Here is a 13,367-nt window from a genome sequence, read left to right on the forward strand (position 1 = left end):
CTCTTCGAGGACACGCCACCGTCTGGCGGGTCAGGGGCGGCGGGCGTTCCCCTTGATCGTGTCGACGAACGCGTCCCAGGCTGCGGGCGCGAAGGTCAGCATCCCGGCGTCTGGCACCGTGGAGTCGCGGACATCGACCTGGACGCGCCGGTCGCGCACCTCCACGCACTGGCCGTTGTTGCCGGAGCGGCTCGACGTGCGCCAGGCATCACGTTCCATGCTTGCTCAGCTCCTTGATGAAGGTGATCGACTCGGCGGGCGACATCGCCAGCGTCTTCAGATAGTCGTACGCCGCCGACAGCCGCGCCAGGTCACGGCTCGACTCAAGGAACAGCTCGCCGGCCAGGGTCTCGATGTAGCCCAACGGTGGCTCGTCGCGCTCGAAGCTGAGATAGGCGAATCCGCCAGCCACCGCTGACCGGCACCGAACAGATCGAAGCCCCGCACCTTGCATTGAGGTCAGGGCTTCGCAGTATCGCCTACTCGCAGCCGATGCCGTCGCCGTCCCGGTCCAGCTTCCGCGAGTAGCCCGGGTCGCCTTTGCGGATCGGAGCCGCTCCCGCAGCCCGCGCCGCCGAGCAGTTGGCGTAGTACACGTTGCCGTCTGGTGCGGGTCCGGTGTCCCCGTTCCCGTCGTCTGGTTCGCACGCCACGCCGTTCTCGTCGCGGTCCAGTTCGGCGCGGAACCCTGGCTCACCCGGGTGGAGGGGGTCAACCCCGGCAGCCCGGACCGCCGCACAGTCCTCGTAGTACGGGGTTTCGGACGGGCCGCTGGTGCGCGGCGGCTTGCGGGCCGGCGGTGCCGTCGTGCGGGGAGCGACCACCACGGCGCTGGCCTTCGGTACCGGGACAGCCACTGGGCTTCCTGTGTGGATGGTGGTGATGCGGCGGACTTCCGCCGACGCGGATACCTGCGTTTGGGTGGCGGTCGGTTTGTCGTCGCCGATGTTCGCGCCACAGATGACCATGCCCGCGACCGCGGCGGCGGTGAGGGCCAGCGTCTGCACGGGTCGTAAAGGCTTCACCTTCGAGAGTGTGCCGAGGACGGGCCGCGGCGGTGATCCGCCGATCGGCTATCGCGGGAGAGGACTGCGGTCCAGTGAACGGTGACACCTCCTGCTGCTCGCCCAGATGAGTCCAGGGCAAGGCCGACGAAATATGTTTCCGACTATGAATGAGCCTGCGGAGGTGAGGATGCCCGTACGCCTCCGCTCGTGGCTTGGGGTCACGGTCGCCACCGTCACAGCCGCGACCGCCACGGTGGGTTTCTGGTGGTTGGCCGTGCCGCGCTTTGACGTCTGCGCTGCTGTCCTGCCCGCACCTGCCGGCTGCCAGATCGCCGATCGGGTGGCCACCGCAACACGGTGGACCACTGTCGTCGCGGTGCTGTACGCGGCGACCGTCGTCGCCCTCGCCCGCCCGCGTGGTCGCTGGTGGCCGATGGCGGTGGGGATCACGGTGCTGATCGTCGCGGCACTGTGGGGCTACCGGGCGGTGCGGTACCACACCTGACCGGCGGGCGGGGTACTGCCGGGCGACCTGGTTGCCAACCAGGTCGCCCGGGTAGAGGGAGATCCATGGACCCCCGGACCCTGTTCCACATGCTGTTGGGCATCGGCGGTCTGGTCCTTGCCGGCTACGGCGTTCGTCTCCTACTGACAGGCAGGATGTCGCCCTTTACCCGGAGACGATGGAGACGGTCGGTCGATGCGGGAAGCTGGTTCCTCTGCGCTGGGCTCTCGTTCCTGTCACTCGCAGTGGGGTACCTCGGCCGGCTGATCGGCGCGTTCGGACCCGCAACAACGTGGACGCTCGCGGGCTTCGCGTTCGCGTTCCTCGCGTTCGGCCTCGTCCGGCATCGGCCCCGTGACAGCGGACGTGGCGGAGATGCGTAGGGATGGAACCCTCATGGCGAGGATCACCGTGGTCGCGCCCTGGACGCCAGCGGCCTTCTACGCCGTATCAAGATCGCCCGTCACGCCCGCTCGCGCAAGAGGGCGTCCCCGGTCCGGTAGAGCTCGACGAGCAGCCGGCGCAGCTCCGTGCCGGCGCGGGTGAGGCGGTAGCAGGTATTCGGCGGGAAGGTGCGAGAGCGGTCGCGCTCGACCAGGCCCTGCGCGGCCAGCGACGCGAGCCGCTCGCTGAGCACCTTGGCGCTCAGGTCGGGAAGCGCCGCCTGAAGTTGGCCGAACGATCGGGGGCCGTGCATCAACTCCCGCAGCACCAGGGTGGCCCACCTGCCGCTCACCGCGGCCAGGGCGACCTCGACGGGGCAGCCGGGCTCCGGCCGGCGGGCCGCGCCGCGCTGGTCCGGCACCAGGTCACGATCCCAGCCGCCACTCACCATTTGGTTACCTCCGCGAGCAGCACCTTGACTGTCAGCATGTCTCACGATCTCAACACCCACTCCACGAGTGTCCCGCTCAGCGGCAGCGCGGCCCAGCACCCGTCGGTGTTCGCCCGTGCCTTCAACTCAGGGAACGTCGCGGCGGTCGAGCAGGTCTACGAACCCGAGGGCCTACTCGTCACCGTCCCCGGCCAGCCCGTCACCGGCACCGCCCGGATTGCCGCCAACCAGCGCTTGCTCGACCTCGGGCTCCCCATCGAGGTGCGACCCCGCCACGTCTACGTGGCCGACGACATCGCCCTGCTCATCGTGGACTGGACCATCGACGGCACCGACCGCGACGGCCGACCCGTACACATCGAAGGCACCGCCACCGACGTCGCCCGCCGCGGTCCCGACGGCCGCTGGCGGTACATCATCGATAACCCGTTCGGCACTGCCGAGCCGGGTCAGCGGTAGAACATCTACGTCCTGGCCCTGGATTGGGGGATGCGGTGAGCTGGGTTACCAACGTGATGCTGTCGGTGGATCCGGAGGATCGCCTCAACGCCGAGGCGTTCAGCGGGTGGCTCGACAAGGAGTGCCCCCGTCGCGAGCCAGGCATGGGGTCGTCCTGGCACCACCCCAGTGCGGTGCAGCTCCTCGTGATGGACCAGGAGGAGTCCTTCTTCCGCGTCTGGATGATCCGCGACGGCGCTCTGCGGCAGTACGCCCCTTCGTCGCCGGACGAGGAGGACGACGAGTTCTGGCCCACCGCCGGGTCGTAGCCGCAGCTTGGAAGCGCGTGCTCAGTCGGCCGTCAGGCCCGCCGATCCACCTGATCCGGCACGCCCCGGTCACCTACCCTGAGGCTGCTCGATGGCCCGTATGATCCCGGCTCATGCACCAGGTCTGGAAGGTTTCACCGCTCGGGCGGTTCGGGGTACTGGCTCTCATTCCCCTACTTGGCGCGTTCACATGGCTGGCCTGGGGCAACGTGCTGGTGACTCTCCTCGCGAGCCTCAGTGTGCTGGTCAGCTGGTTTCGGCTCGCCTTCCGCCCGGCAGTGACACTGACGGACGAAAAAGTGATCGTGCGGAATCCGAACGGCTCGCAACAGGTCAGCCTCAACGATGTGGCAACTGTCGAGCCCGGGTACGGCGGTCTGACCATCACGACCACGAGGGGTGAACGCGTCGTCGCGTGGGCGGTGCAGAAGTCCAACCTCGCGACGTGGACGGGCAGGCAAACTCGTGCTGACGAGGTAGCAGCCTCGATCACTGCGGCCAGCCGGAGTCGCGCCTGAGCCGGTGAAACGGACCTCTTCGAGGACGACCTTGAACAGGGAAATGCACTGCGCCGCACGAGAGCCTGCCGTCGCCGTACGTCGTGAAGATCTGGAACGGACGCGCGACGTCGGCCTTGCCCGGCGTTGCTAACGTCGGGGCCACGTCCGGGGGGCGAACGGGGAGGACGGCGCGATGGCCAGCAGCGGGAGTGCAGCGGCCTTGGCGAATCGGCGTGCTCGCGGGCCGATGGTCGTGATCGGCAGCGTCGTCGCGTTGACCGCCGTCATCGCGCTGGGGTACCGGCTGGGTATCGACCCGCAGGTCGAGCAGCGAGAGGGCGTCATCCTCGTGACGCTGGCTCCGGGAGCCTTTCTGGTGCTGTCCTGGCTCGTCCGCCTTGTGCAGTGGTGGGGTGCCGCTCGTGCTCCCGCGAGGCGCGTCATGGTGACCGCGCATCTGGCGCAGTCGCCGCAGCCGGGAAGTGCGGGGCGGGTCACCGCTGCGGCGCACGCCGTGAGCGCCGCCGGCGGGATCGACGCCAGTCCCAAGGGATACTCCGTGTGGCTGACGGTGAAGGGCCGGGACGGCGGTGTCCTGCACCAACGCGTCGTCTGGGAACCGTGGTTGCGCGAGCTGACCAGGCCGCGTCAGGCCACGGTCCGGCACGGGTCCGGCGTCAGCGTGGTCGACGTGGTCGGGTACGGGCGGCTCTGGCCGGCGAGTCTCACGCTGCGCCGTCGTCCCCACGGAGTCAGACTCATTCCGTTCCGCAAGGCCCAGAGGTTGCCGAAGAAGAACAGCCTCTCGTACGGCCGTCTGGCCCTCCTTTTTCTCATGTTCGTCACGCCCGGCCTGGCCGGCGCCATCACCCGAGGCGCGTGGGGGCTGCTCGGGTGGTGGGTGGCGTACGTCGTCGCCTCGATGGTCGCCACCGGAGCCTGGTTCGGCATCATCCCGCCCGGCGTGCTTCCGGAAGCAGTCCGTCGGGGCCGCGCCCCGACGACCTCGTGACCACGGACGCGATCGAGCGGACAGGCGGCGACCTCGGCCAGCTCCGTGAAGCGCTGCTCGGCAGCATCGCATCCGGCGGGTCGTGCTGCTGCGGACTGAGGGTGTCGGCCCGGACCTCGATACGGTTCGCCCGGATCGTCGTCAACATGGCTGAACAGGGAAATTGCTTCGCACCACAAGCGGCACCACGCGCTCTATGCCGATCCGTCGATCCCGTGAGAACCTGAAGCCCTTGCGTGATCGCATAACTACCTACGGCTATCTCCGCTGGAGGTGCGCGTGGCTCAAATGTCGCTCTTCGGTCCCAGTGAGGCCGGCCCTGACCCGAAGCCGGCCGACGACCGCACCGTGCGGCTAGGGCGTGTGTCAAAGTCCTCGGTCGAGCCGAGGCGGAGTCCAGGCGGCGGTCCGGCAAGGCGGAGATTGGTCCGGATACCGGTGTTGTATCCGGACCAATCTCCAACGCGGCCGGTCGTCGTCTGGGCCCGCCGCAGGCCGGCCAGGGGCTTTGACACACGCCCTAGAACTCCTGATCGCTGTGAAGGCTGCACCGAACCCCTCCGAGAAGTACGGAGAAACCGTCTGCGTAGCAGGGCTGCGGACGGACGTACTGCAGCCGACGCGGGTTCGCCTCTACCCGATCAACTTTCGGCATCTGGACAGCCGGGCCGGACGACGAAGCTGACATCGCGTACGGCGGTGAACACGCCCTTGCCGCGCCCGTACCGGCGGGAAACGCCCTCCACCAAGATCTGGTTGTCGCCTGTTGGTGCCATGTCCCTTCCCAGCGCAGCGGGTCGATGGCGGCGGGACGCCGGCCCCCGGCGGGCGGAGGACCAGCGTCCGGAGGAGCAGCGCCCGGTGACGACGATCAGCCGGCGGCCCGCTCCTCGGCCGTCACCTGAGCCCGCAGCTCCAGAAGGGCGCGCAACGCCCGGCTGTACATCTCGATGCTCTTCTCGCTGTGCGTGTCGATCGCGGTCCTGAGTTCCTTGAAGGTCTTGGCCACGACCTCGTCCAGGGTGATCTTGTCGATGCCGTTCATCCTGGGCTCCTTCGCCTCGTGATTGATTGGACCGGCCGCTGTCCGGCCAGCCGCTGCCGCCCCCGCCCTACGGTGTGACAGTCTCCGTCCGCCACCGTCAGATCTTCTCCCGCGCCGGCGGTGATCGCCCGGATCGCGGTCCCATCTCGAGCAAGGTACGAATGCCGTGCTGCCGGCGCAGCGTGAGGACGGTGACCGGGTCCGCGCTCAATCGGCCCGGACCGCCGCTTCTGGCCCTGCCCTATCCTGCGTCGCGCGCTGCCGTAGCCACGTCAGTACGGCTGACACCAGGTAGCCCACACCGACGACGGCCCACAGCGCGGCAAATACCCAGTGGGGCGGTGTGGGGTCTCCGACGGCCACGAGCATCCACCCGACGGCCAGGGAGAGCCAGACGCCGGCCCTGATGAAGCTCTGCTTCGGCGTCTTCGATGTCTGCCACCACGGGTTCTTGGCTGGCCTCATATAGGAGATATTCGCACTCATCACGGGACCACGCCGGCCTCGGGACTAGAACCAGGGGAATTTCGTGGTGGGGTGGGCGGGACTCGAACCCGCGACCGCGGGATTACGAGATCAAACTGCCCGTCCCGCCGACCGGAACAGACGGCGGCCTGGCAGCGGAAACACCTCTCGACACCGCACACCACTCCCCCGCCGTCCGTCGACCTCTTGCGGACCAGATGCGGACCGCTTGCCTCGGGCTCGTGCTGCGTGGCGGGGGGCGGGTCGCGGTGTCCCATATTCAGTCCCGGGATCACTCCGGGGGCCTACCAGTGCCCGCCCCCCGTGGCCGCGCTGTTCGACATGGGGTTGCTCTGACCGGCCAACTGCGGCGCACCGTAGCAGGCGGGTACGAGATCGCGCCCCGGTCCCTCACCGCCGTCGACATGGTCACGGTGACCGGGTGACCCGAGTCTGTTGCTGTCAACGGTTACTGCCAGCTATCGCGCCCGGTCCCGGCAACTGCAGCGGTTGATAGCGCCGGGGTAGGCGTCTACTCGCCCATCGAGCCGCTGCACCAAGAGGTGGTCGTCTTCGTGCCAGATCGTTTCGCCAGGATGCACGAGGACCGGTCGGTCCAGTCTGAAGTGGTGCCAACGATCGATCAGCGTGAGGCGGTCGGCCTGTTCCCGCAACCCTGTCCCCTCCTCTTGGCTGTGCTCTTGCTCAGCAGCATCGGCCAGCCGATAGGCGAGATGCAACAGGTGGTCTGGAGGGTCGTGACAGAACTCCTGGGCATATCGCGGCGACCTGAGAATTGTGAGATCAACATGAGCAACCCGGCGAGCTGCGCGGAAGGGCTTCTAGCAGCCGAAACGGCTCTCGACATCTCGCACCGCCCCCTGCCCTTCGCCATCCTCTTGGGGACTGGATGCGGACCGCACCCTCCTGAGCGTCTGTGGCCGATTGCGCGGCTACGGGACTGGCGACGTGGGCCTACGATCCTGCGCATGAAGATGCGGTGGGTGCCCCTGCTTGCCTGCCTTGTTATGCCGCTCCTGGCAGCCTGCGACGCCGACCCCGCCGACCCCGCCGGCCCAGTAACGGCCACGTCGGTGACCTACAGTTGCTGCGAGGCCCGGGACGTCGACAGGCCGTACCAGCCTGGCCAGACCTTGACTGTGCACTGGGCTGTCGAGTCCCCGGACGAGCCGGGAGGAACCCCACCGCAGGTCGAGTTGACCGCACGCCTGACCGGTCCGTTCGCCGCCGTAGGTGACCTCAAGGCCGCGACAGAAGGCACCCCAACCGTTCCGGGGCTGGTCACTTTCGCGGCCGCACCGGTTCGACCATCCGGCACGCCCGACGAACGACCCATCAGCACCATCGTGATCGCTGCCGACGCCAAGCCGGGTTACTACAACCTGGTCACCGCCGTGGTCGGCGGCGACAACACGGCGAGCGGCGGGGGAAGCGTCGTTCGGGTAGTGCCCAGGCCCTGAGCGTCAGGCTCGCGTCTCCCGTTATGCGTCAGGTGACCTGACCGGCCTGAGGATTAGAAAAGGGTTGCGTCCAGGGAAGTGGTGTACGACTTGCCCGTGATGGGCGTGTTGCGTAGATGAGAGACGGCCATCGCGTCGATCCTTCAAGACGACCAAGTCAGAGAAGGAAGAGAGAACGCGATGGCCGCATCTGAGAGTGTGAGCCCTGTTGACCTGCTGCGCGAGCAGATCGAGGGCGCGTCGCCGGACGTGTTGCAGGCGATGATCAAGACGTTCGCGCAGGCGGTGATGTCCGCCGAAGCCGACGCGATCTGCGGCATCGGCTGTGGGCAGCGCAGCGACGAGCGGGTCAACTCCCGCAACGGATACCGGATGCGGGAGTGGGACACCCGTGCCGGAACGATCGACCTGCCGGTGCCGAAACCGCGCACTGGTTCGTACTTTCCGGACTGGCTGCTGACGCACCGCCGGCGAGCCTAGGCGTTGAGGTGGGCGCCGTCGGTGACGAGATCTCTTGCGCCAGTAGCCAGGCCTACCCATACACAGATGATCTGTTTATAGTGTCGGCATGACTAGAACGGTAGGTCCGATGAGGGAGCCCACCTTCTTCATCTTGGCCGCGCTGCAGGACGAGCCACTACATGGCTACGCGATCGTCAAGCGGGCGGAGGAGCTGTCAGCAGGGCGGGTGCGACTGATGGCGGGCACTCTCTACGCCGCCCTGGACCGGCTCACCAATGAGGAGATGGTGCGGGTGGCGGAAGAGTCCGTTGTCAACGGTCGTGCCCGCCGCACGTATGAGCTGACCGACCGGGGCGTGTCCGCGCTGCGTGAGGAAGCAGAGCGGATGGCGGCGGCGGCCCAAGTGGTGCGTGGTCGTTCGGTGCGGTCGGTTGCGACGGCTCGGACGGTGCTGGCGTGAACAACCTTGAGCGTCGTTACCGCTGGTTGCTGAAGGCGTACCCCCGCCCTTACCGGGAGTACCGCACCGACGAAATCCTGGAGATCGTGCTAGCCGGAGTAGACGAGCAGCAGCCGCGGCCAAGCCTCCGAGAATCGTGGGCGCTCGTGGTCGGGGGCCTCCGCGCCCGCACCGGCGTGGATCGGCTCGACGCTCAGGCGTTGCGCCACTCCGCGCTGCGGCTGTCCGCACTGGCCCTGCTGATTTATGGCATAACGCGTTGGGCCGGATTTCCGATATCCGCTCTGGTTTCCTACATTCAGTTCGGAACCTGGCCCAACGACGGAGGATCGCCCATCATAGCCCCGTGGCTACTGGTCGGACCCATGCCTGCGGCCATCGCGCTCTTTGCTGCGGCAGGGGGCGCTTACAGGCCGGCCTTCGTCATGTCAGTATTGACGGTAGTCGTTCAATGCTGGCCGATTATCTTACGGACGCCGGATTGGTCGGCGGAGAGCTTCTCGTACATGTGGAACTCGCAGTATTGGCCCGCGCTGCTGACCTCGCTAGCGTTACTGCCGCTGCTCCGAGCACCTCGAACGCCTGTGAAGAGGCCATGGGTCTGGCCGCTTCTCGGCGTGCTAGCAGTCGTGACCTTGACGGCAAACCCGCTCAACGGCTGGTTGGATGCTCCAACAATGTCTCTGTACGCGTTCGCCGTGTTGGCTGTCATCGCCGCGCCGATCGACGCACGGATGCCGATCGTCGCCTTCGCGCTTCTCCTAGTTCCGGCCCTGGCCCGCATTGTCTACAACGCGCTCTTTTTCGAGTCGGCCGCACGAAATTTCCACATCTCGGCTACCACTATTCTTATCCTCGTCGTCCTCATGGCAGCCACTCTCACCGCCGCCACGATCGCGAGCCGCCGCCAAGCCCGCCTGTAGACACGGAAGCCGCCCCGCCATTTCGGACCGCGAGCAGTCTTCCAGGTCTGGCAATCTCGAAGCGTGGCCGGCCGGGCCGGCGCGGCCCGCGTGCGGGCCGCCTTGATGTGTACGCGGACCTGTTCGAGGAAGACCTGGACCAGGTGGCGGACCGCCTCGACCGGGCGGCGGGTCGTGCTGCTGCGAACTCAGTGCGGACTGAGGGTGTCGGTCCGGACCTCGATGCGGTTCGCCTGGGTCGTCGGCAGCATGACTGAACAGGGAAACGGTTGGTGGGGCGGGCGGGACTCGAACCCGCGACCGAGGGATTATGAGTCCCCTGCTCTAACCGGCTGAGCTACCGCCCCGAAACACCGCGCCGGATCTTATCCCGCTCGGCGATCAGCAGCCAGCACCGCGCCGGCCGGTGCCCACGTCTGCGCCAGCACGATGGGCTACAGGAATATAACAGCGTGCTCGGGTACGCCTGTCAGCCGGCGCGCAGCTCGTCCAACACCGCGCCGGCCGCGCGCCACCCGCTGGCGAGAGCGCCCTGGATCGATGGGCTGTCCCGGTGGTCACCGGCCACGAACAGGCCCTCCCCCAACGACACGGGCTTGCGCAGTCGTCCCTGCGGTGGCGGTGCGGCGGGCAGCGCCTGCGGCACCGCCACGGTGGTGAGGTGGGTCCAGTCGGCGGTGGATCGGCCGTACAGCCGGGTCAGCTCGGCCCGAATGGTCGACTCGGGTGGCGCGCTCGGGCCGACCACCGAGGTGGCCACCAGGTGCCGCCCGGCGGGCGCGTAGGTCGAAGCGGCGTTGCTGAGCACCACCGTGTTCGCCACGATCTCCCGCCGGTCGCCGTCGACGAGCAGGATCGGTTCGGGAAGCGGCGGTTCCGCTGCGCTGTGGTAGTAGGTGGTGTAGCTGTGCATGCGTACCGTCGCCAGGGCCGGCAGCAGCGCGGGCGCGGCGGGCGGGTCGACGGCGACCACGACGGCCCGGCAGTGGATGTCGCCGGCCTGGGTGCGGACCCGGCCGGGCGCGACAGCCGCGACCGGGGTGTCCAGGTCGAGCAGGTCGGCGGGGAGCGGCGCGGCGATGGCCCGGGGCAGCGCGGCCATGCCCTCGGCGGGCAGGCCGATCCGGCCGCGGGCGAAGGAGCGCAACACCATCGCGAGTACGTGGCTGGAGGTGGCCAGCTCCCGGTCGATGAACACACCGGACAGGAACGGCCGCAGCAGCTCCTCGATGATCGCGTCGGAGAGGCCCGCCCGGCGCAGCGCCGTCTCGGCGCTGGTCTCCGGCGCGGTGAGCAGTCGGGACACCGGCAGGGTGGCGCAGCCGGTCGCGAGCGCGGCGAAGCGTAGCCGGTCGAGCAGGGAGCCAACTCCGGCGAGCGCGGTGCCGGGGGCGCCGGTCGGATCCCGCAGCGGGTTGACAAGCCGCAACAGGTCGTCGCCCTTGCGCACCAGCAGGCCGGAGGTGAAGTACCCGAGGTGCAGCCGGTCGATGTCGAGCAGTGTGCCGAGCTGCGGGTAGGCGGTGTTGAGCACCTGGAAGCCGCGGTCGACGAGGTAGCCGTCGACGACGTCGGTGGCGACCCGGCCGCCGAGTCGGCCGCCGGCCTCCAGCAGCCGCCAGGGCACGCCGGCGCGGTGCAACCGGCGGGCGGCGGCGAGGCCGGCCAGGCCACCGCCGACGATGACCACGTCCGTCTCAGCCAGCATCGCGCGCCTCCCGCTCACCGTTCGCCCGGGACAATCGGCCCGGCCACCAGATCTTCGGCCCGATGTCGTACGCGAGCGCGGGCACCAGCAGCGACCGGACGATGATCGTGTCGATCAGTACCCCGATCGCGACCGCTGTACCCAACTCGACGAGCACCACGAGGGGCAGCACGGCGAGGGCGGAGAAGGTCGCGGCGAGCACGATGCCGGCGGAGGTGATCACGCCGCCGGTGACGGCGAGGCCGGCCAGCACGCCGGCGCGGGTGCCGCGCTTGAGCGACTCCTCCCGCACCCGGCTCATCAGGAAGATGTTGTAGTCGATGCCGAGGGCGACCAGGAAGACGAAGGCGAACAGCGGGAACGACGAGTCCACCCCGGGAAAGTCGAACACGTGCCGGAACAGCAGCGCGCAGAGGCCGAGGGTGGCCGCGAAGCTGAGCAGCACGGTGCCGATCAGCAGCAACGGGGCGAGCAGCGCCCGCAGCAGCAGGGCCAGGATGACCGCGATGACCACGAGCACCACCGGGATGATGACGTTCTGGTCGCGCTTCGCGGCGTCGGAGGTGTCCACGTTGATCGCCGTGAAGCCGCCGACCACCGCGTCCGCGCCGGGCACCCGGTGTACGGCCACCCGCAGCTCCCGGATGGTCCGCTCGGCGCCGTCGCTGTCCGGCGGGTCGGCCAGGGTGGCCTCCAGTTGCACCCGCCCGTCGACGACCTTGGGGGTGGCGTTCTCCTCCGGTGGGCCGGTCTGTGGGCCGGCGGTGAGGGGGCGGACGTCGGCGACGCCGGGCACGTCCTTCGCCACCTGGGCGACCTGCCGGGCGGTCTGTTCGGTGGTGAAGATGGTGGCCGGGCTGCCCGTGCCGGCCGGGAAGTGCCGGGAGATCACCTCCTGGCCGTCCACCGAGTCGGTGCGCTGGGTGAACAGGTCGGACTGCCCGAGCGTGGTGGCGCCGAGCTGGGTGAGACCCAGCGTGAGGACGGCCAGCACGACGGCGGTGCTCAGCCAGATCGGTCGGGCGTGCCGGGCCACGAAACCGGCGATACGGCTCCAGATGCCGTGCTCGGCGCGCGGGTCGGCCTGGTCCTCCCGGGGCCGTCGGGGCCAGAACGCCCACCGGCCGCCGAGCACCAGCAGCGCGGGCAGGAAGGTGAGCATCACCAGCAGGGTGGCGGCGATGCCGATGGCGGCGACCGGGCCGAGCGCCCGGTTGGAGTTGAGGCTCGACAGCAGCAGGCAGAGCAGGCTGACGATGACCGTGCCGCCGGAGGCGATGATGGCGGGGGCGGCGCCCTTCCACGCGGTCCGCATGGCGTCCCACGGTCGGGCGTGGCGGTGCAGCTCCTCCCGGTAGCGGGCGATCATCAGCAGCGCGTAGTCGGTGCCCGCGCCGAAGACCAGCACCGTGAGGATGCCCTGCGCCTGCCCGTTGAGCTTCACCACGTCGGCGTCGGCGAGCAGGTAGACGAAGACCGAGGCCAGGGCGTACGACATGCCGGCGGCGAGCAGTGGAAAGACCCAGAGCACCGGGCTGCGGTAGACCACCAACAGGATGATCAGCACCACCACCAGGGTGACCAGCAGTAGTGGCCCGTCGATGGCGGAGAAGACCTTGATCAGGTCGGCGAGCAGGCCGGCGGGTCCGGAGACGTCCACGGTGAGCCCGTCGGAGTCACCGCCGGTGATGTCGCGGAGCTGGTCGACGACCGAGCCGATCTCCTCCCCCTCGGCGTCATCCACCGGCACGACGACCTGGAGGGCCTGGCCGTCCTCGCTCGGAATGGGCGGGGGCAGCGGGGTGAGCACGCCGGGCACCTGGGCGAACCGGGCGGCGTCGGCGCTGACCCGCTGCCGGTCGGCCTCGGTGATCCCGGCCGGCCGTTCGTAGACGACGAGCGCCGGGATGGTCTGCCGGTCGACGAAGTCGCCGGTGAGGTCCTGGGCGCGGGTCGCCTCGGCGTCGGTGGGCAGGAAGGCGGCGTTGTCGTTGGTGGCGACCTCACTGAGCCGCCCGGCGTACGGCCCGGCCACGCCGCCGATCACCAGCCAGGCCAGCACGACCGCCACCGCGATCAGCGTGGCCCTGCCGCCTCGTCCGAACATTCCGCACTCACCCCATGGATCGACGCGGTGGAGTTTGCGTCAACGTCGACCATCCTGCCGGCCAAGCAGGTCGAAAGGACCGAAACCGGA

15 protein-coding genes, 1 tRNA gene and 1 pseudogene are annotated in these 13,367 nt (G+C 68.8%); 9 read left to right on the top strand and 8 right to left on the bottom strand.

All coding sequences use genetic code 11. From position 1 onward, the window contains the following. Positions 1 to 30: 30 nt before the first annotated feature. The 3 genes from ACLQ29_RS32080 to ACLQ29_RS32090 all read right to left on the bottom strand — a co-directional run bounded on the left by ACLQ29_RS32080 (position 31) and on the right by ACLQ29_RS32090 (position 1,025). A complete protein-coding gene (locus ACLQ29_RS32080; RefSeq protein ID WP_425775122.1) occupies positions 31 to 219 on the bottom strand; it encodes a DUF397 domain-containing protein in 189 nt (62 codons plus the stop codon). Continuing rightward, positions 209 to 412 (bottom strand): Scr1 family TA system antitoxin-like transcriptional regulator, encoded by a 204-nt coding sequence (locus tag ACLQ29_RS32085; RefSeq protein WP_425775123.1) that lies wholly within the window; start codon positions 410 to 412, stop codon positions 209 to 211. Before ACLQ29_RS32085 ends, ACLQ29_RS32080 begins: the two co-directional genes overlap by 11 nt. A gap of 67 nt (positions 413 to 479) precedes the next feature. Further along, the gene (locus tag ACLQ29_RS32090; RefSeq protein ID WP_425775124.1) at positions 480 to 1,025 is read right to left on the bottom strand and encodes an excalibur calcium-binding domain-containing protein; all 546 of its coding nucleotides are present in this window, start codon (positions 1,023 to 1,025) and stop codon (positions 480 to 482) included. A gap of 169 nt (positions 1,026 to 1,194) precedes the next feature. Here ACLQ29_RS32090 and ACLQ29_RS32095 point away from each other — a divergent pair, with 169 nt between their 5' ends. Beyond that, positions 1,195 to 1,512, top strand: coding sequence for a hypothetical protein (locus tag ACLQ29_RS32095; RefSeq protein WP_425775125.1), 318 nt, complete (start codon positions 1,195 to 1,197; stop codon positions 1,510 to 1,512). 463 nt (positions 1,513 to 1,975) lie between these two features. On the opposite strand, the gene ACLQ29_RS32100 is transcribed toward ACLQ29_RS32095, so the two are convergent. Next, positions 1,976 to 2,344, bottom strand: coding sequence for a winged helix-turn-helix transcriptional regulator (locus ACLQ29_RS32100; protein ID WP_425775166.1), 369 nt, complete (start codon positions 2,342 to 2,344; stop codon positions 1,976 to 1,978). A 39-nt stretch (positions 2,345 to 2,383) separates the two neighbouring features. Here ACLQ29_RS32100 and ACLQ29_RS32105 point away from each other — a divergent pair, with 39 nt between their 5' ends. From ACLQ29_RS32105 to ACLQ29_RS32120, 4 genes are all read left to right on the top strand, one after another. Continuing rightward, the gene (locus ACLQ29_RS32105) at positions 2,384 to 2,806 is read left to right on the top strand and encodes a YybH family protein (protein ID WP_425775126.1); all 423 of its coding nucleotides are present in this window, start codon (positions 2,384 to 2,386) and stop codon (positions 2,804 to 2,806) included. Between the two features lie 35 nt (positions 2,807 to 2,841). Beyond that, entirely contained in the window at positions 2,842 to 3,114 is a 273-nt protein-coding gene (locus tag ACLQ29_RS32110; protein WP_425775127.1) for a hypothetical protein, read from the top strand. A 113-nt stretch (positions 3,115 to 3,227) separates the two neighbouring features. Then, positions 3,228 to 3,632, top strand: a complete 405-nt coding sequence (locus tag ACLQ29_RS32115; protein WP_425775128.1) for a PH domain-containing protein — start codon at positions 3,228 to 3,230, stop codon at positions 3,630 to 3,632. Between the two features lie 256 nt (positions 3,633 to 3,888). Continuing rightward, positions 3,889 to 4,626 (top strand): hypothetical protein, encoded by a 738-nt coding sequence (locus tag ACLQ29_RS32120; RefSeq protein WP_425775129.1) that lies wholly within the window; start codon positions 3,889 to 3,891, stop codon positions 4,624 to 4,626. An 871-nt stretch (positions 4,627 to 5,497) separates the two neighbouring features. Here ACLQ29_RS32120 and ACLQ29_RS32125 read toward each other — a convergent pair. Continuing rightward, positions 5,498 to 5,671, bottom strand: a complete 174-nt coding sequence (locus tag ACLQ29_RS32125; protein WP_425775130.1) for a hypothetical protein — start codon at positions 5,669 to 5,671, stop codon at positions 5,498 to 5,500. 1,040 nt (positions 5,672 to 6,711) lie between these two features. Here ACLQ29_RS32125 and ACLQ29_RS32130 point away from each other — a divergent pair. From ACLQ29_RS32130 to ACLQ29_RS32145, 4 genes and pseudogenes are all read left to right on the top strand, one after another. Then, positions 6,712 to 7,617, top strand: coding sequence for a hypothetical protein (locus ACLQ29_RS32130; RefSeq protein WP_425775131.1), 906 nt, complete (start codon positions 6,712 to 6,714; stop codon positions 7,615 to 7,617). Positions 7,618 to 7,797: 180 nt separating this feature from the next. Continuing rightward, positions 7,798 to 8,094 (top strand): annotated as a pseudogene (locus tag ACLQ29_RS32135) (transposase); the annotation flags it as partial. A gap of 112 nt (positions 8,095 to 8,206) precedes the next feature. Continuing rightward, the gene (locus tag ACLQ29_RS32140; RefSeq protein ID WP_425775132.1) at positions 8,207 to 8,539 is read left to right on the top strand and encodes a PadR family transcriptional regulator; all 333 of its coding nucleotides are present in this window, start codon (positions 8,207 to 8,209) and stop codon (positions 8,537 to 8,539) included. Then, a complete protein-coding gene (locus ACLQ29_RS32145) occupies positions 8,536 to 9,462 on the top strand; it encodes a hypothetical protein (RefSeq protein WP_425775133.1) in 927 nt (308 codons plus the stop codon). The genes ACLQ29_RS32140 and ACLQ29_RS32145 overlap by 4 nt, the downstream gene beginning before the upstream one ends. A gap of 270 nt (positions 9,463 to 9,732) precedes the next feature. Here the strand turns inward: ACLQ29_RS32145 and ACLQ29_RS32150 are convergent. From ACLQ29_RS32150 to ACLQ29_RS32160, 3 genes are all read right to left on the bottom strand, one after another. Then, positions 9,733 to 9,809 (bottom strand) — tRNA-Ile (locus ACLQ29_RS32150). Positions 9,810 to 9,931: 122 nt separating this feature from the next. Beyond that, positions 9,932 to 11,170: an FAD-dependent oxidoreductase gene (locus tag ACLQ29_RS32155; protein WP_425775134.1), complete on the bottom strand. Its 1,239-nt coding sequence runs from the start codon at positions 11,168 to 11,170 to the stop codon at positions 9,932 to 9,934. Further along, positions 11,160 to 13,277, bottom strand: coding sequence for an MMPL family transporter (locus ACLQ29_RS32160; RefSeq protein ID WP_425775135.1), 2,118 nt, complete (start codon positions 13,275 to 13,277; stop codon positions 11,160 to 11,162). The genes ACLQ29_RS32155 and ACLQ29_RS32160 overlap by 11 nt, the downstream gene beginning before the upstream one ends. Positions 13,278 to 13,367 lie beyond the last annotated feature (90 nt).

It is taken from the genome of Micromonospora sp. DT228, assembly GCF_049841595.1.
In the GTDB taxonomy this organism is placed as follows: domain Bacteria; phylum Actinomycetota; class Actinomycetes; order Mycobacteriales; family Micromonosporaceae; genus Micromonospora.